Annotated in this window: 11 protein-coding genes and 1 tRNA gene; 9 read left to right on the forward strand and 3 right to left on the reverse strand. The window is 36.3% G+C overall.

Annotation, left to right across the window (positions count from 1 at the left end; translation table 11 throughout):
• Positions 1 to 16 precede the first annotated feature (16 nt).
• The 9 genes from L6469_RS02245 (at position 17) to L6469_RS02285 (ending at position 12,620) form a co-directional block, all read left to right on the forward strand.
• Positions 17 to 604, forward strand: a complete 588-nt coding sequence (locus L6469_RS02245; RefSeq protein WP_006282348.1) for a YigZ family protein — start codon at positions 17 to 19, stop codon at positions 602 to 604.
• A gap of 64 nt (positions 605 to 668) precedes the next feature.
• A tRNA-Ser gene (locus L6469_RS02250) sits at positions 669 to 757 on the forward strand.
• 1,330 nt (positions 758 to 2,087) lie between these two features.
• Complete coding sequence (locus L6469_RS02255; RefSeq protein WP_237851113.1) at positions 2,088 to 3,053, forward strand: HEAT repeat domain-containing protein; 966 nt, start codon at positions 2,088 to 2,090, stop codon at positions 3,051 to 3,053.
• Positions 3,016 to 4,467: a glycosyltransferase family 2 protein gene (locus tag L6469_RS02260; RefSeq protein WP_237851115.1), complete on the forward strand. Its 1,452-nt coding sequence runs from the start codon at positions 3,016 to 3,018 to the stop codon at positions 4,465 to 4,467. Before L6469_RS02255 ends, L6469_RS02260 begins: the two co-directional genes overlap by 38 nt.
• Positions 4,468 to 4,471: 4 nt before the next feature.
• Entirely contained in the window at positions 4,472 to 7,420 is a 2,949-nt protein-coding gene (locus L6469_RS02265; protein ID WP_006282345.1) for a tetratricopeptide repeat protein, read from the forward strand.
• Positions 7,395 to 9,134: a DUF4838 domain-containing protein gene (locus L6469_RS02270; RefSeq protein ID WP_027453696.1), complete on the forward strand. Its 1,740-nt coding sequence runs from the start codon at positions 7,395 to 7,397 to the stop codon at positions 9,132 to 9,134. Before L6469_RS02265 ends, L6469_RS02270 begins: the two co-directional genes overlap by 26 nt.
• The gene (locus L6469_RS02275) at positions 9,134 to 9,685 is read left to right on the forward strand and encodes a DUF1573 domain-containing protein (RefSeq protein ID WP_050787924.1); all 552 of its coding nucleotides are present in this window, start codon (positions 9,134 to 9,136) and stop codon (positions 9,683 to 9,685) included. The genes L6469_RS02270 and L6469_RS02275 overlap by 1 nt, the downstream gene beginning before the upstream one ends.
• 339 nt (positions 9,686 to 10,024) lie before the next feature.
• The gene (locus L6469_RS02280; protein ID WP_006282342.1) at positions 10,025 to 11,122 is read left to right on the forward strand and encodes an SGNH/GDSL hydrolase family protein; all 1,098 of its coding nucleotides are present in this window, start codon (positions 10,025 to 10,027) and stop codon (positions 11,120 to 11,122) included.
• Positions 11,123 to 11,141: 19 nt separating this feature from the next.
• Complete coding sequence (locus L6469_RS02285) at positions 11,142 to 12,620, forward strand: phosphoglucomutase (protein ID WP_006282341.1); 1,479 nt, start codon at positions 11,142 to 11,144, stop codon at positions 12,618 to 12,620.
• Between the two features lie 81 nt (positions 12,621 to 12,701).
• On the opposite strand, the gene L6469_RS02290 is transcribed toward L6469_RS02285, so the two are convergent.
• The 3 genes from L6469_RS02290 to L6469_RS02300 all read right to left on the reverse strand — a co-directional run bounded on the left by L6469_RS02290 (position 12,702) and on the right by L6469_RS02300 (position 17,812).
• Positions 12,702 to 13,688 carry a DUF4339 domain-containing protein gene (locus tag L6469_RS02290; RefSeq protein WP_006282340.1) on the reverse strand — a complete coding sequence of 329 codons (987 nt, stop codon included), beginning with the start codon at positions 13,686 to 13,688 and terminating at the stop codon, positions 12,702 to 12,704.
• A 38-nt stretch (positions 13,689 to 13,726) separates the two neighbouring features.
• Entirely contained in the window at positions 13,727 to 15,049 is a 1,323-nt protein-coding gene (locus L6469_RS02295; RefSeq protein ID WP_006282339.1) for a clostripain-related cysteine peptidase, read from the reverse strand.
• Positions 15,050 to 15,112: 63 nt separating this feature from the next.
• Positions 15,113 to 17,812, reverse strand: a complete 2,700-nt coding sequence (locus tag L6469_RS02300; RefSeq protein ID WP_006282338.1) for a valine--tRNA ligase — start codon at positions 17,810 to 17,812, stop codon at positions 15,113 to 15,115.
• Between the last annotated feature and the right edge of the window lie 37 nt (positions 17,813 to 17,849).

Genomic DNA, 17,849 nt, shown 5'->3' on the forward strand with positions numbered 1-17,849 from the left:
TCATCTATCATTACGAATGACAGACGAATATAAAACTATATCTAATAAGACAGGCAAGGGAACTTACACCGAGAAAAGGAGTAAGTTCCTTGCTTTTTCTCATCATGTGGATACTCTTGATGAGATAAAAGAGCTAGTGGCTTCTTATAAAAAACAATATTATGACGCCCGCCATGTATGCTATGCTTATGTCTTGGGGGCTGCTCGAGAAGAGTTTCGTGCCAATGATGATGGTGAGCCAAGTAGCACTGCTGGAAAACCTATTCTTGGGCAGATTAATAGTAATGAGCTTACGAATATCCTTATTGTAGTTGTTCGTTATTATGGTGGAGTAAATTTGGGTACAGGAGGACTTATCGTAGCTTATCGCACAGCTGCAGCTGAAGCCATTGCTGATTCTGATATAGAAACTAAGCAGGTAGAAGAAGATGTTGAGTATCAGTTTACTTATCCTATGATGAATGGTGTGATGCGAATTGTTAAAGAAATGCAACCTCAAATTATTAATCAGCATTTTGATAATACTTGTTCTATAACCCTTCGTATCAGGAAAAGTGAGGCAGAACAACTTCGAAGTAGATTAGCGAAATTAGATTTTGAATAAAAAAATATCTAATATTTTTTGTTGTTTGAAGAAATATATGTACTTTTGTTAGTACAATTTAATAGGAAGAATGGCAGAGTGATCGAATGCGCTGGACTCGAAATCCAGTATACCTCTTTCGGGGTATCGGGGGTTTGAATCCCCCTTCTTCCGCAAGGATATTGTAAAGGGAAGGTTTATACGGCTTTCCCTTTTATTTTTTGTATACATGCTTTACGTAGTATTTACACACTTCAATACTATTATTTACACTTTCTTTTCTTTTTCAAAATTATCATTCTAATTGTATTATATAAATGGTGGATAGCAAAATACCCCAGTTAAACTTTGTGTTTGATAGAAGAAAGGTAGCCACTCCAAATAAAAAAGCCTCTGTTGAACTTAGAATAACACATGACTATAAGCAAAAGTATATTAGTACTGGTGTTATGTTTTACTCTGTCTAAAGGAAAGATGGTAAGGTGTTTTGAATTTTATTGATATGAATCGTCGTGTGTACTGTTTTGGTATGCTGATAAATGCATGGCAAAAGTATAGTGTTTACGGATTATAAGTATGGTGTTTATTGATTAAAAACATAGTGTTTATGCAGTGAAAGCATAGTGTTTGTCAGCTCAAATATAAACTTTTGCCTATCATGAGCTATGGTTTTATAGGAAAAAGGGTAGAGTGTTATAGAAAAATGCAAAATAGTCAGTCTAAAAGTTGAAGATTTTGAACTAGATTACGAATTCTAGTAGCTATGTTTTTTGACATTTTTTCTAATTTTCTTTGTAATTTTCTAAAAATAAGTTATATTTGCAGAATAATTTCTTTAAATAAGGTTTTTGTCCTAATAAGAGGGCAGATATTGGCGGAAAAGCTTTTAATCAAACTAACGAATAAATAAAATTTAACTCCGAATTCATATGAACGGATATATATGGAGTCAACTAAATGTAATGTAATTATGGAAAATGTAGGAGCTATTTTTCTAAGCGTATTAATTATTTCTGTTTTAGAGAAGTTAATACCTCATTATCAGATGAAAATGATAGGTGGGAATAATATCAAATTTTGAGAAATAAAATACTATGAAAAATAAACATCGATATTTAATATTACTTGAAATCGCAATTCTTATTTTTATTGTATTACGATTGATTAATATAGGAGGAGAACCTGTGTTTAGTTCCAATAGTGGTTCATATGTTGTTCCAGGGACGATGACACGAGAATTTTCATTCTTTGATTATATTAGTTTTTTGGAATTTAGAGCGGATGAATACTTTGACGATTATGCTTTGGTTGTTCGCATATCTTTTATGATAGTATTGCTAAGTACTATAGTCTTGTTAGGTATTGTAGGACGTATAAGCTATGAGGGATATGTATATCGGCAGCAAGCTCGCGTCTTAATCATTTTGTTAAGAAATATCATAACAATTTCGTGTCACTCTTAGATACTTGTGATAATTATTCCAAGGCTCAGATTCGTGAAAAAATGGAATTAAAAGATGATTATTCCATTCATAATATGTTCCAAGTGAACGCCTGGTATGAATTATATACGAATGAATATTGTAAGTTGGATAAATATTCTAATCGAGTCAACTTACATAATTTACTTGACATTACAGGCTTTAAGGAATATTGCGAGTTAGTACTTATCAGTGGTTCTTTGAAAGATAAAATTAAGGTGTTACAAATAAGTCAAATGTTGATGCTTCCCATAAGTATTAGTTATGTTTCTCGTCTAATAAATCACAAGGATTCGGTTTTGCGTAAAGAAGCACGTATTTTTTATATGCTGAATTGTAAAGAAGATCCGTATGCTATGAATTTGACAGATGAGATGACGCATTGGGACAAAATGCAAATGCATATGTTAAGTCGTATCTGCGTATTAGAAAAGAAACAACTGCCAAGTTTTTTATCTTTCGTTGAGCGATCTGATAATCCAGTCAATAAGGCATTTTTTGTAGAAGAAGTAGGTTTCTGGTCAAGTAAAGATGATGTCAAGTTACTGATTCCTTTAGTGAAGTCATCTAATGAAAAAATAGCTCGTGCTGCAATTAAGAGTATGGCTCGTAATCAAGTGGCAGAGTCTGTAGAAACAATGCAGAAGGTGTATATATCCAAATCAGATCATGAGCGTCGGTTGATATTACGTACGCTATTTCTTATCCATTCAGGTCATTTAGAATCTTTTTATAAAAATGTTTATGAGTGTTCTGCTTCCTTTAAAACACGAAGGGTTGCATTACTTTGTTTATTCGGATACAGTACAGAAGGTCAAAACCTATTTCATGCATTGTTACAACAGGCATCATCTGAAGAAAAAGTCTTATTTGAACAAGTGATGAATACGATATATCTTGATAGAATTTATCGTGAAAACGTGGATATGTCGCTTCATCATGCAAATGAATTTGAAAATATTACTAGCTATGTCTCAAATACTCTTTGAAATATACGGATATGCAGTCTTCTTTTATTCTTTTACATTAATGTTGACTTATGTTGCATTGATGTATTTAGCAGCAAGAGGATATTATCGTAATAAAAATTATGTAGATGATAGTTATGCCAAAATGGTGGTAAATACGAGTCCTTTTACACCTGGTGTTTCTATTATTGCTCCTGCTTTTAATGAGGAGAAAACTATTGTGGATAATGTGAAGTCTTTGTTAAGCCAACAATATCCTTTGTATGAGGTTATTATTGTAAATGATGGTAGTAAAGACTCTACACTTCAAAAGTTGATTGATTATTTTGACTTAAAGGTCGCTCCTTTTTCGTATGAGGAGAAGTTGCAGACTAGACCGTTTAAAGCTTTATATCGTTCGGTAAATCCAGTGTTTAAAAATCTTACAGTGGTAGATAAGGAAAATGGTGGTACCAAAGCAGACCCTGTGAATTGTGGTTTGAATGTAGCGCAGTATGAATATTTTATTAATACAGACGTTGACTGTATTCTTGAGTTAGATGCAATCTATCAGTGTATGCTTCCTATCTTCAAGAACCCAGAAATTATAGCAGTAAGTGGTATGATGACTATGTCTAATGGATGTACCATAGAAAACGGTATGATTACTAAACTTGCTCCGCCTAAGAATCCGATACCTCTCTTTCAAGAGTTAGAGTATTTACGTTCGTTTGTAATTGGTAAAATGGGCTGGTCTAGTGTCAATGCCATGTCTAATGTGTCGGGTGGTTTTGGCTTGTTCAAGCGTGATGTATGTATACAGGCAGGTGGCTATAGTCCAGATTCTTTTGCAGAGGATATGGATGTATTGTTCCGTATGATAGCATATTGCTGTGAGAATAACATTAAGTATCGTGTAGTTCAGATTCCTAAAACCTGTTGTCGTACAGAAGGACCTAATTCACTTTATATGTTAAATCGACAACGTACACGATGGGGACGAGGGCTAATACAAGTATTCCATCTGCATTACCATATGCTATTTAATTACAAGTATCATCGTATAGGTTTACTAACAATCCCTTATGTGTTTATTTATGAATTATGTGCTCCGGTTATAGAGTTCATGGGATTTTTCGTATTTGTGTACTTACTCCTGAACAATGAAATTAATTGGTTGGCAGCTACTATTATTGGTGCATCGGTGTATGCTTTCTTTTTGATGCTTTCTTCCGTCGTTATATTCTTTACTTATAAGATGCAATGCGAATATAAGCATTTGAGTCAATATATACCTTTAGCATTGGCAGCTACTGTTGAACCATTGTTCTATCATCCATTGATTGTTTTATTCTCACTTCGTGGATATTTTGAATATATTATTGGTAAAAAGGCTGTTTGGAAAACTATTGCCCGTAAGGGTTATGATTCTACAGATAAGTCAAAACAATCTTAAATGCATGCATAAAATGTTTAATAAGAAGATAACTAGTATATTATTTGCTTTGGCCTCAACTACTTTTGTTGCATCTGCCCAGATTCCCAAAGATATGCAGATACCTGCCAATTATGAGTCTACAGCTCTTACGCTTCTTAAAAAGGGCAAACATGAGGAGGCCTTAAAAGTTTTACAGAATGGTGTTAAGAATTATCCTGAGTCTACTTTACTCAACTATCTGCTTGGTAAGTGCTATTATGATGTGAAGAATTATAATAAGGCTCGTTATTATCTTTATCGAGCTGTAAGGTATACCCCTGATGATACTCAAGCTAAACTCGTTTTAGTCAAAGTAGAAACAGAAACGGGTAATTATTCTACTGCCATCAGTTATATCAATGATATTCTGAAAGTTAGCCCATATGATAAAGTATTATGGTTAAAGAAAATAGACTTATATAATAGACAAGGAAATTTTCAGATGGCCGACCGCTTGTTACGAAGAATAGCACAGGTTTACCCGAATGATATAGATTTGCAACGTCGACTTTATGGGCGTACTGAGGAGAATATTAAAAAGTTACGTCTGCATGGCAATACTACAGCTGCAGCAGAAAACGTACGTTCTTTGATAAAAGCGAATCCAAAGCAATCGTCTCTTTATTTGCAATTAGCTAATTTATTATTACAGAGTGGTCGTAGCGAAGAAGCTCTAGCTGCTACAATAGAAGGTATGGAGCGTAATCCTGGTAATGTGGCTTTAGCAGAAAAACGTGCTAGTATCTTGGCCGTACTTCATCGTTATAATGAAGCAGATACTTTTTTAGCTTCATTCTTAAAGCGCCATAGTAGTAGCAAATTGGCTGCAATGCGTAAAAATATGCGTAAAGATGCGGCAGAGGATGCTCTTCGTAATGACGCTTATACCATGTATGGAAAGGTCTATGAAGAGTCTAAATCTAAAGAGGCTCTTGATTATTTGCTAAATACTTCTGTAAGTCATGGATATACAGATGATGCTCTTTACTATTTGAAAGAGGCTCGTAGACATCAGGGCAATACTCCTAAATTACTCTTTATGGAGTATCAAGTTTATAAGCGTGCAGGGGATAAACGCCATGCCATATCAGCTCTGGAGAAATTGTATAAGGTACAGCCAAGTAATAGAGAAGCTGTGATAGAACTGAGTGCTTACCGTCTGGAGCAAGCACAAGATTTAATGGTTACCAATGATTATACAGAGGCTATTCCTTTGCTCGATTTTGTAATTGATCACTCGTCTGATAAAGAGCAGGTGCTTGGAGCGATGAATAAGAAATATACTTGTCTTACAGAAACTAAACAGTATGGTCGGGCTTCTAAACTGCTTGATTTGATGAGCAAAAAATTTCCTAATCAGAAAAATTATTATATACGAAAGGCATATCTTCTTGATTCAGAAGGAAAAACCAATGAATCGTTAGATGTATTGTTTGATGCATTAGAAGGTGCTAAGGATGCAAAAAATATAGAATTATATCGTAGTGCTTATGAAGAACTGGCTGTTCCATATGTGAAGAAATTGATAGAAATGGGAGCTATTAGACGTGCTAAGAATACGGCATGTAATCTACTTGAAGTAAATCCAAAATCTCATGACGGTTTGTTATTTGCTATTAATACTTCAGATATGCTTAAACAGTACATAGATTTCGACACTTATGTAGAGAGGGCTACAGAACTATATCCTGAAGATGTATTATTCCAGGAAAAACTTGCAACTTCGTATAAGCGTCAAAAAGATTATCACAAAGCGTTAGATATTCTTCGCCCATTACTATCTACCTATTCTTATGATTCTACATTGGTGGGTGCTTATTCTGAAAATAGTAATTTATTAGCATTAGAACTAGTTAAGAAGCATAAGGGAAGAGAAGCTATTGCTGTAGTAGATACTGCATTAGTTTATGATGATAAGAATAAAGAACTGCTGTATACCAAGGGCTTGGCTTATGAATCTGTACATGAGTACGATTCTGCTTATGTATATCAGCGCTACTATCAGCCTTCTGCTGCAGAATACAGCGATTTTATGATTCACCTCGATATGCTTCGTCGTAAGGAAAGAAAGAATATTTTGGATTTTGAATATCGTCAATCACGTTATGGTGATGTTGATGTTATTAACAGCGTTGCATCAATAGCTTATACGCATAAAGCGAAGGACAATGTATATGTTGGGCGTATTAATTATGCTGGTAGAGATGGCAATGATGTTGGTGATCAAGAAGATTCTTATGTACCAGGAGGAACTGGTTTACAGGGGCAAGTTGAATGGCAACATCGATTTGATAATAGGTGGAGTGGTATGATTAATGCAGCAGTAGCAACTAAGTATTTTCCGAAATTAGCTGCCAATATTCGTCTTGACTATGATTTCAAAAATAATTGGTCGGCTAATTTGTACGCAGGATATCGCCAATTAGATAATTATTACCGTACCTTTACTTATGTTATTGAAGAGTCAGAGGGGGCATGGGCAAATGGTCCATGGGCCAAAAAGACTAATAATATGGTCAATGCTGGTTTAGGAGTTCGTAAAACTTGGGATCAGTTTGATATTGAGGGTAAGGCTGGCCTGGTTTTCTATGCATCTAACCTCTGCTATACTTCTGCTGTTCAAGGTCATTACTATCCATTAGATAGTAAGTGGCTGTGTTTTACGGCAGGAGCTTCTGTCGGTACAGCTCCAGAGACTGAAATCATAGATCGTGCTCAACCGGGTAGTTTCGATAAGATAAATACTATGGTTAACTTTGGCTTCCAGTATCAGCTTTCTCGTATGGTTACATTTAATCTGGTTGGTATTTGGAATACTTTTAGCAATGTATTGTCTCGTCGCTCGGGTGATGAATTAAATCCTATAGATTATACGGAAACTAAATACAAAAATTTGTTTAGTATAGATGGTACTTTGTCGATATATTTCTAGTCGTATTTTGTTGTTTGTAATAGCTAGCATCACAGGGTTTACACAATGTGCGAACTTGTCTGCTGGTGATGATTCTGCTTTCAAATACAGAAGCATATATTCGCCTTATACTCGAACTTTAGATCAGAGAAAGGCTTTAGATTGTGGAAATTTGGATTATGATTGGGGATTATGGGGACATAATATGCATAAGATACTTGGCAAACAGGTTTCAGATGATGTTTATGCATTGGTGAATGGATGTAGAAATGAGGAGCAATACTGTTTTTCTTCAGAGCAGTTGTACCGAAGTGTTGAACATTTTATAGTTAGTTACCATACAAAGCATAAGTCGGGTAGATTTGTTATTATGCCGAATGATAATGCTATAGTCTGTCAGTGTGAAAAGTGTCGTAAGAAAGGCAATTCTCTTCGCTCTGCGTCACCAGCGGTTACAGCATTTATCTCTAAACTGGCTAATCGCTTTCCTCACGATGAGTTTTTTACATCATCATATTTGTCGGTCAAAGAACCTCCTGTTTATAAGATGCCAGATAATGTTGGAGTTATTATTAGTGCTATAGATTTGCCTTTTGTTAAGGGCTTTGCTCAGACCAAGTTGGGTGTATCTTTTTCCAGGTTGATTGAATCCTGGAAAAATAAAGTTGGCCAAATATATGTTTGGGATTATATGAGTAATTTTGATGATTATCTTTCTCCTTATCCTGTTTTAGGATTGATGCAGAAACGTTTACAGTGGTATCAGGAAAAAGGAGTTAGAGGTATTATCTTGAATGGAAGTGGTGACGATTATTCTGCTTTTGGCGATATGCAGACTGAAGTACTTGCAAAATTATTACTCAATCCTTACCAGAAACTTGATCAGTTAGTTAACCAGTTCTATGTAGATAATTATCCAGAGACAGGTGAGTTGATAGCAAATTATTATCTCTCATTAGAAAAGCATTTGGATCAAACGAATGGCGAGCTTGCCATGTATGGAGGCATAAATGATGAGGTTCGTATGTATCTCTCTGTTGATAATTTTTTAGAATTTGTTAGGAAACTCGATAAAATGTCTAAAGGGATAGTAGGAGATGAGAGAAGAAAGCTGAACATATTACTTACAGGTTTTAATTATACTCAGCTGGAGCTGATACGTGCTTCTTATATTCCATATAATGCAGAGTATCGTGCTGATTGCCTTAACAATTTGGAAGGTGGTATCAGCTATAATCTGATAACTCATTATCGTGAGGGACATGGAAAATTAAGTGATTATATCGCTTATTCCAGAAGTAATAAGCCGAAGGTGGGTAAATATAAGTCTTTTGTTTGCAGTAATGAACCATTGATGTCGGATGGCTATATAGGTTCTGCTTATGACTATCATGTTAACTGGGTACATTCTAGTACGTTAACAACAGACTATAAGTGTATGGTAGATCAATCAAATGGAGTATTAACTATCGGATGCCTGTTAGCTCCTATTTGGCATATCTATGCCCCTAAAACAGTTCAAGTGTGGCAAGGAGCAAGACTTATAGCAGAAACAGATATACCTTATGCGCATACACCAGATGGTGATAGTGAACTCCAACGTTTATTATACCGGATGCCGGTAAAAAAACTTCAGCCTAATAAACCGTTTGATGTGCGTATCATATTGCCAAATATACAGGGTAAAGTCGCCGTGGCGTGCGATGAGATTCAGTTTGAACTTAATTTTGAATGATGAAAAAGATTTTTATTATAATATTGTTGATTTTACCATTTTTAGTAGGTTGTAAAAAAGTTATAGGGCCGACCACAGTATCTGTAGTTGACTCTGTGCGACATTATTATCCTATTATTCAAGGTGAAAAATTAAAAATGATTTTTGAAATAAAAAATACAGGTAACCAACCTTTAGTTATTAATGATATTCAGCCATCTTCTTTAAGTTTGACCAATACAACCGATAATGATGTGATTATCATGCCTGGTATGGCTAAACCAGTGGAGTTTGTGTATGATAGTAGCATGAATTTAGGTTATGTTCATGAAGTTATTCGTATTTTTGGCAATCTTGCTACAAAGGGTGTGCTAGAGCTCTCTTTTGATACGAATGTAGTATCCCCAACTCAGGATCCTGTGGATTACGAAATTTTCTATACAGGTGAACTGAAAGAAGCTGAGATTCATGGGCTTAAAAAAGCTGTTGATGGTAATTCTGAAACAAAAGGTTATTATGTCGACAATCATGATCGTAATATGCGTAAGATAAATTCAACCGACATACGTTAGATTGGGTAAACGCTTAATAAAAAAAAGGTTTACTCTTAGCAAAAAATAACTATCTAATAAGTGATTATTATATAGCTAAAAATATACCCCACAGTGAAATTTATACAATTTTCACTGTGGGGTATATTTTTTCTATGGTGTGATATATTTTGAATTTAAATGTAAGATGCTTTTTTGATAAGCGTTTTGGACTTTTAGGTTATGTTTTTAACTTACAAAGAGTAGATGGTTATTCATATTGTTCGTTACCTAGGCAAATTATTTCCTAAATGATTTCTCTTATTTTTACTAGAAATGTTGTATCTTTGCATACGACTAACTATTATTTATACTATACACATGAAAAAGATTTTGTCATTGATGGTCTTCGTATGCGCATGCACGTTGTCGGCTTGGGCAGACCAATCGTTTTTTGCTAATGATAGTCAAGTTAGTTACACGGGGCGTGTAGAAAAACTTTCAGATGGAAGTGTTCGTTACGATTGGATAGGTACTTATTTCCAAACAGATTTTACAGGTGGTAAAATAGCTATTAAAGTCTCTGAAACAGGGGAAAGTTATCATAATGTATTTATCGATGATGTGTGGGTTAAGAAGATACATATCCAAGGAAAACATCCTCAGGTAATAGTACTGGCAGAAAAGTTGTCAAAGAAAGTACATCGTCTTCGTCTGCAAAAATGCACAGAGGGACAATACGGATGTACTACTATTCATCAATTTTTGGTTGCTGATAAAGCTCAGTTAAGAGCTGTGCCTGCAAAGACTCGTATGATAGAGGTGTATGGCGATTCATATACTTGTGGTTATGGTACAGAAGGGAAAAAAGCCAGTGAGCCATTTCGTATAGATACAGAAAACTGTAATAAGGCTTATGGTTGTATTATTGCTAGATATTTTGATGCAGATTATGCGCTTATTGCTCATTCTGGTCAGGGTATGGTACACGATTGGGGGGATAAAATGCAAATATCAGTAGAGAATATGTCTACGCGTTTTGTTCAGTTATTTGATGCTGCTCAGAAAACGGCTTATGATTTTAAGGTCTATCATCCTGATTTGGTTATGATAAATTTAGGTACTAATGACTATAATCCAGGGATGGTTCCAGATATCTATCAGTATGTTGCGTCTTATAAAAAAATGATACAGACTATCAGAAAACATTATGGTAATATACCGATTTTGTGTGTAACCCCTCATTCAGCCAATGGTTATTTGATGGCATCTTTACAGCAACTAAGTAAAGAAGTTGCAGGATGGTCAAATGTTTACTTCTCTCAACCGATGCCTAATATTGTAACAGAAGCTCGTGATATGGGGTCTGATTGGCATCCGAATTATCAAGGACAGGCAAAAATAGCCATGACTTTAATACCGCAGATTTCTGCTATTATGGGATGGGATTTACCTATATATGAATATAAAAAATATTAAATATTTAATGCGAAAAATCATGAATTGGAAAAAATTACAGAATGGATCAGATATTCGTGGTATAGCTTTAGAAGGCGTGCCTAATGAAAATGTGAATCTTACAGCTGAAGCTACTACTGTTATTGCAAAAGCTTTTATTACATGGCTTTGCAAACGATTAGGAACAGATGATGTCAATTTAGCTATTGGTGTTGATTCTCGTATCTCAGGTCCTGCTTTGAAAGAAGCTTTTATTAAAGGCGTTACAGAGGTAGGCCATACAATATATGATTGTGGTTTAGCTTCTACTCCTGCTATGTTTATGACTACAATAGATAAAAATAGACCCGTACATGGTGGTGTCATGATCACAGCTAGTCATCTTCCTTTCAACCGTAATGGTATTAAGTTCTTTACTAAAGATGGTGGTCTTGAAAAAGAAGATATTGCTGAAATTCTAAAATATGCTGAGGAAGGTAATCTACCAGAGCCTAAAGTGGGAGGAGTTGTTATTCCTTATAAGTTTATGGATAAGTATGTGGCCCACTTGGTTGATTATATTCGCATTGCAGCAGGCAGCAGCACTCCATTAAGTGGTATGCATATCATTGTAGATGCTGGAAATGGTGGTGGTGGCTTCTTTGCCAAGGTACTTGAACAGTTGGGAGCTAATACAGCAGGTAGTCAGTTTTTAGACCCTGATGGTCGTTTCCCAAATCATATTCCTAATCCTGAAAATAAAGAGGCGATGGCTTCTATTTGTGCAGCAGTAGTGAAGAATAAAGCTGATTTAGGTATTATTTTTGATACGGATGTAGATCGTTCTGCAATTGTTGATAAGAATGGCGAGTCTATTAACCGTAATTCGCTTATTGCCCTGATAGCTGATGTTATTCTTCGTGAGCATCCTAAGAGTACTGTTGTAACAGACTCTGTAACTTCAGATGGTTTAGCTGATTTTATCACTGTACGTGGTGGTCGTCATCATCGTTTTCGCCGTGGTTATCGTAATGTAATCGATGAGGGTATTCGTTTGAATAATTCAGGTGAAGAATGTTGGCTTGCTATAGAAACTTCTGGACATGCTGCTCTTCGTGAGAATTATTTCCTTGATGATGGTGCTTATTTGGTGGCTAAGTTACTAGTTGAAGCAGCCCGCCAACGCAAGGAGGGGGGAGAACTGCAAAACCTTATAGAAGACTTGAAACAGCCTATTGAAAGTACAGAGGTTCGTTTTACAATTAACTTGGAAGATTTCAAACCATATGGTCAGCAGGTACTTGATGAAGTGGCTGAGGCTGTAAAGAGTGAGGCTGGATGGAATATAGTAGAGCCAAACTATGAGGGTATTCGTGTTAGCTGTACTAATGGTGATGAGCAAGGTTGGTTCTTGCTTCGTCTCTCTCTCCATGACCCAGTATTACCTCTTAATATTGAGTCTAATGTTAAGGGAGGAGTTAAGAAGATCAGTAATCGTTTGTTCAATATACTAAGCAAGTATGACAAATTAGAAAAGTAATAAATATCTATTTTTACAAAAAAAGAGAGTGTGTCATTTTAAAGATGACACACTCTCTTTGTTATAAATAGTAGTTTCTGCTTAAAACAGAGACATAATCTTATCGATAATTTTATCAATAGTAGAAGAGTCAGCTACTTCGTTTAGCTTCTCAGAGACTTTTTGCTCTACTTTTTTCTCAACATGTTTGGTAACGCGATCTACAGCTTCATCAACCTTTTTGTCGATTGTTTTCTGGAATTTATTTTTTTCTGAGTTATCATTAGTAACGTCGTCAGAATTATCTTCATCATTGGTGTTGTCAATTGATTCTTCCATCTGTTGCTGATTTTTCTCATTAGAAGTGTCTACTGTGGGACTATTACTATCGATAGCCTTTAGTATATCATCAGAGTTCATGGTGAATACTTTACCTAGGATACCCCAACTTACAGTATGTTCTGCATCGCCATATTTTACGGAAGTGGTACTGAAGATAATATAATTATGATAATCAAGAACTTCGTTAAATACTTGGTCTACAATATTACGTGTTAGCATACTCGTAAACATTTTTAAACCAGAAGCGAAGATGCCGTCACCTAATTCACAGTCAGCTTTCTTTTGTATGGCTTCTTCTACTTCTTCGCGAATAGCTTCTTCGTGGCTTTTCTTGCTAGGAGCAGTAAAAGCAAAAATAAGTAGAATAATGAAAGCTGCAATGACAGAATACAAAGCTATTTTGCTTTTATCCTTAGTCTTTATGTCATTATCAATCGGATTATTGTTTGGGAATCCCTGACCTGGTTGTAGTATCTGCTGGTCATTTTGTGTAAGTTGTTTTGTTGGCTGATATGGAGGAGGGGTTACACCTTGTTCATTGGGTGTAGTAGTTCCATTATAGGCAGAAGATCGTGGATCAATACCTCTAAGAATATCTTTAAGTTCTTCTATTTCCCAAGCTGGTGTCCAATTTTGCATCCCTTCGGCCCAAACCAAGGTTTCAGAAGTGATATGACGGTCGAATAATTCTTCTAAAGAAAATGGGCCGCTCTGCTGGCCATTAATGATAATAAAATATTTTTTCATTGATATTACTTGAATAAAAAATGATAATCGATGATAATTTAATTGCTAGTTGCGGTGTGGGTAGCTTTCCACCAGGCTGTCTTTTCTTTGCCTTTGATAGCAACAGTATTAAGACTCAGATCACTGATAGTTAAACCACAGCAAGTATTAACGTTGAAAGTAGTTTCCCCGTAGATACTACTCAAATTGGAATAGAGTAATGTGGTGTTCTGGTGGGCATATACTACTTTACTTATCAGGTCATTGTAGTTTTCTAATTCGGAGTTCTTTAGTCCTAAATGGTTTATGTAGTCTGTCATGTCATAAAAGAGTGGTTCTACCTGAATATGAGAAAAACCATCTAAAACCTGAATGCTGTCACGAAGTGAATCTGCAAGAGTATATTTCGCATTCATTCTGTTCATGAATTCAGCTAAATTATCTAGTTGTCTGCAGTCGATAGCACTAAGTTCGCCATACGGATAGTTTTTTTTATTATTGTAATAGCTGTAAAAGGTGCTAACTATAGAGGAGTATGATGGAGATGCACTTGAGAGGTAATTGAATATCCTTCGATATGGCATACCTTCACCCATAACTTCACTAGTGCTTGCTATTAGATAGTTTGTAACATCTTTTATCTCATATGCAGTTTCTACATTAGCCATGTAGCAATCATCAAATAGAAGATATTGCAGTTTGTGAGATTCTGTTGCAGGATAGGTTATATTACCTTCCGCAGCTAGGAGAGCTTCTTTTAATGTATTTAAATCGACACCATAGCTGCTGATGTCTGATACACTTCCATAGAAGCGTGTGATGTTTTCAATGTTATCACCTTGATTCCAATTAGCTAATGGATTTGTTTGCTGTTTCTTATTAGATTCTTGAGTATTTGATTTTGCGTAATAGGGATAATTAAGCCAGTCTTCTTTATAGGTCCAACCCATGGCATGGCTACCTATAATCATTGCATAGTTGAGAGCTGGAGCTGATGTAAATGCAGTAGTAATAATATCAGCTATACCTTCGGCAGTAGTGTATTCTGTGCCGGAGTATTCTTTGATGTCTTTTTCTTGTATTTGATTGCCATTAACGGTAAGTTCATATAGTCTGGCAGAATTAGCAGAGTTGTTGAAATAAACAATAACTCGTCTGTTATCAAGTCCTTGTGCCAAAATGGCGGCTTTGATACTATCAAGATTTTGTGTCAAATAAGTATACAGACCATCAGCTTTTGTAGCTGTTCCTGTCCAAGGCATATATACTAAAAGAGTCTGGGTCGTAATTATATCCTCATCATAAACAGGATCGTCTTTGCATGAGGTTAGGTTTACCAAAACCGTTAAGCCTAAAATAATATAAGTGATAAATTTCTTCATAGTAAAAATAAAAAGGGTACATTCCCTGTGTTATCAAAGAATGTACCCAAATATAAATTATAATTACTTACCCTGCAGTTTTGCAATGGTTTCCTTTAATGCAGCCATTTTCTCTTCTGAGTCACTGAGCTTTTTGCGTTCGCGTGCCACTACAGCTTCAGGGGCATGATCAACGAAATTCTTGTTAGCGAGTTTCTTTTCTACGCTGGCATGGAAACCTTGTAGGTGTTCGAGTTCCTTCTGAGCCTTCTCTAGTTCTGCAGCTACATCAATCAGATCACCTACAGGTACAGCAAATTCGTCAGTACTAACCATGAAGGCAGAAGCATCGTCGCCCTTGGCATTAACTACATTAATGGCTTTCAAATTAGCCATTTTCATAATTACACTGTTGTAAGCCTCGTATGCGTTCTGGCCAATAGCTTGAAGTTCGAGAGCTTCTTTTGGTGCTATGTTCTTCTGGTTACGAACAGTACGAACTCCACCTACAACTTGCTTCATATTCTCGATTGCATCTACCAGTTTATGGTCTGATTCTGAAGGATTATCTATTGTTAGTGTAGCACTCATAATGCTTTCGCCGTTTTTACGGTCGGCAATGTGCTGCCAAAGTTCTTCTGTGATGAATGGCATAAATGGATGAAGCATCTTCATCAATGTTTCGAAGAATTGTAAAGTGCTATTATAGGTAATCTGATCAATTGGTTGAGCCTTTCCATCTATGTAAGCAGGCTTGATCATCTCCAAATACCATGCAGAGAATTCGTCCCAGAATAGACGATATACAGTCATCAGTGCCTCGCTGATACGATACTGTTTAAACTGTTCTTGCATTTCAGCATTTATAACTTTCAGCTTAGCGTCGAACCAGTTGATGGCAATCTTATTCTCTTCAGGCTGTTCAATATCAGCTGTTTGCCAACCTTCAATTAAGCGGAAAGCATTCCAAATTTTGTTGTTGAAATTACGACCTTGTTCGCAAAGGCTTTCATCAAAGAGAATATCGTTACCAGCTGGAGCTGCCAACATCATACCCATACGTACACCATCAGCACCATATTTTTCAATCAGCATGATAGGATCAGGTGAGTTTCCTAAACTCTTGCTCATCTTACGACCGAGTTTATCGCGAACAATACCTGTAAAGTAAACATGCTTGAAAGGCATTTTGCCACGATATTCGTAACCAGCCATAATCATACGAGCTACCCAGAAGAAAATAATATCAGGACCTGTTACCAAGTCTGCAGTTGGGTAGTAGTAATTAATCTCTTCATTATCAGGGTTGTTTATGCCATCGAATAAAGAAATTGGCCACAACCATGAAGAGAACCATGTATCAAGAGCATCCTCATCCTGTGTCAGGTCTTCAGCTTTCAAATTGGCATTCTTTTGCTGTGCAAGTTTTAAAGCCTCTTCTGCAGTCTCTGCTACTACTACGTCTTTTTTACCATCAGCGGTAGAGAAATAGTAAGCAGGAATACGATGTCCCCACCAAAGCTGACGGCTGATACACCAGTCTTTGATGTTTTCTAGCCAATGACGATAAGTATTCTTGTATTTTTTAGGATAGAATTCGATGTCATCATTCATAACCGGGCCAAGTGCAATTTCTGCGAAGTGTTCCATTTTAAGGAACCATTGAGTAGATAGCTTTGGCTCGATAGGTACATTGGTACGCTCAGAGAATCCTACTTTGTTATCGTAGTCTTCAATCTTCTCCATTAGTCCTGCATTCTGAAGGTCGATAGCAATTTGCTTACGGACATCCATACGGTCCATACCAACATAAAGACCTGCAGCTTCAGAGATGGTACCGTTATCGTTAAAAATATCGATAGTTTCAAGACCATGTTTTAAGCCTAGGGCATGGTCATTAATATCGTGTGCAGGAGTTACTTTGAGACAGCCTGTACCAAACTCTATGTCTACATAGCTATCCTCGATAACTGGAATTTCGCGATTTACAGCAGGTACAACAACATGAAGACCTTTTAACCAAGTATTCTTAATATCATCAGGGTTGATACACATGGCGGAGTCACCCATGATAGTCTCAGGACGCGTAGTTGCTACTACTGCATAATACCCTTTTTCGTCCTTGTGCATGATGTTGCCTTCATCTTTTCGCTCTACCTTGTCTTGTTCTACAACGTAGTACTTTAGGTGATAGAGCTTAGAGTGCTCATCCTTATAAATAACCTCTTCGTCAGAAAGTGCAGTTTGTGCCTGTGGATCCCAGTTAACCATACGTACACCACGATAAATAAGGCCTTTATTGTAAAGGTCAACAAAAACCTTGATGACACTCTTTGAGCGAGTCTCATCCATAGTAAATCCTGTACGGTCCCAATCGCAAGAGCAGCCTAATCTTCTTAACTGTTTTAAGATAATGCCTCCATGTTCATTGGTCCAGTCCCATGCATGCTCAAGGAATTGTTCACGAGTAAGGTCTGTCTTCTTGATACCTTCTTGAGCCAATTTGTTTACTACTTTTGCTTCAGTTGCGATAGAAGCATGGTCTGTACCTGGTACCCAGCATGCATTTTTACCTTCCATGCGTGCACGGCGCACAAGAATGTCCTGTATTGTATTGTTCAGCATGTGACCCATGTGGAGGACACCAGTAACATTAGGAGGTGGGATGACGACAGTGTAAGGTTCACGTCCATCAGGTTTACTACTAAAGAGCTTGTTGTCAAGCCAGTACTGATACCATTTTGACTCCACGTTTTGTGGGTCGTACTTACTTGCTAATTCCATTCTAACTTTTATCTTTTTACGTATTTTAATCTTAGTC

The sequence above is a fragment of the Segatella baroniae B14 genome, from assembly GCF_022024235.1.
Lineage (GTDB): Bacteria > Bacteroidota > Bacteroidia > Bacteroidales > Bacteroidaceae > Prevotella > Prevotella bryantii.

What these genes read in the sequence shown, in the direction of transcription:
- L6469_RS02245 (WP_006282348.1), top strand. Translation starts at nt 17, where the DNA reads ATGACAGACGAATATAAAACTATATCTAATAAGACAGGCAAGGGAACT.
- L6469_RS02265 (WP_006282345.1), top strand. Translation starts at nt 4,472, where the DNA reads ATGCATAAAATGTTTAATAAGAAGATAACTAGTATATTATTTGCTTTG.
- L6469_RS02300 (WP_006282338.1), bottom strand. Translation starts at nt 17,812, where the DNA reads ATGGAATTAGCAAGTAAGTACGACCCACAAAACGTGGAGTCAAAATGG.
- L6469_RS02275 (WP_050787924.1), top strand. Translation starts at nt 9,134, where the DNA reads ATGAAAAAGATTTTTATTATAATATTGTTGATTTTACCATTTTTAGTA.
- L6469_RS02290 (WP_006282340.1), bottom strand. Translation starts at nt 13,688, where the DNA reads ATGAAAAAATATTTTATTATCATTAATGGCCAGCAGAGCGGCCCATTT.
- L6469_RS02255 (WP_237851113.1), top strand. Translation starts at nt 2,088, where the DNA reads ATGGAATTAAAAGATGATTATTCCATTCATAATATGTTCCAAGTGAAC.
- L6469_RS02285 (WP_006282341.1), top strand. Translation starts at nt 11,142, where the DNA reads ATGAATTGGAAAAAATTACAGAATGGATCAGATATTCGTGGTATAGCT.
- L6469_RS02280 (WP_006282342.1), top strand. Translation starts at nt 10,025, where the DNA reads ATGAAAAAGATTTTGTCATTGATGGTCTTCGTATGCGCATGCACGTTG.
- L6469_RS02295 (WP_006282339.1), bottom strand. Translation starts at nt 15,049, where the DNA reads ATGAAGAAATTTATCACTTATATTATTTTAGGCTTAACGGTTTTGGTA.
- L6469_RS02270 (WP_027453696.1), top strand. Translation starts at nt 7,395, where the DNA reads ATGGTACTTTGTCGATATATTTCTAGTCGTATTTTGTTGTTTGTAATA.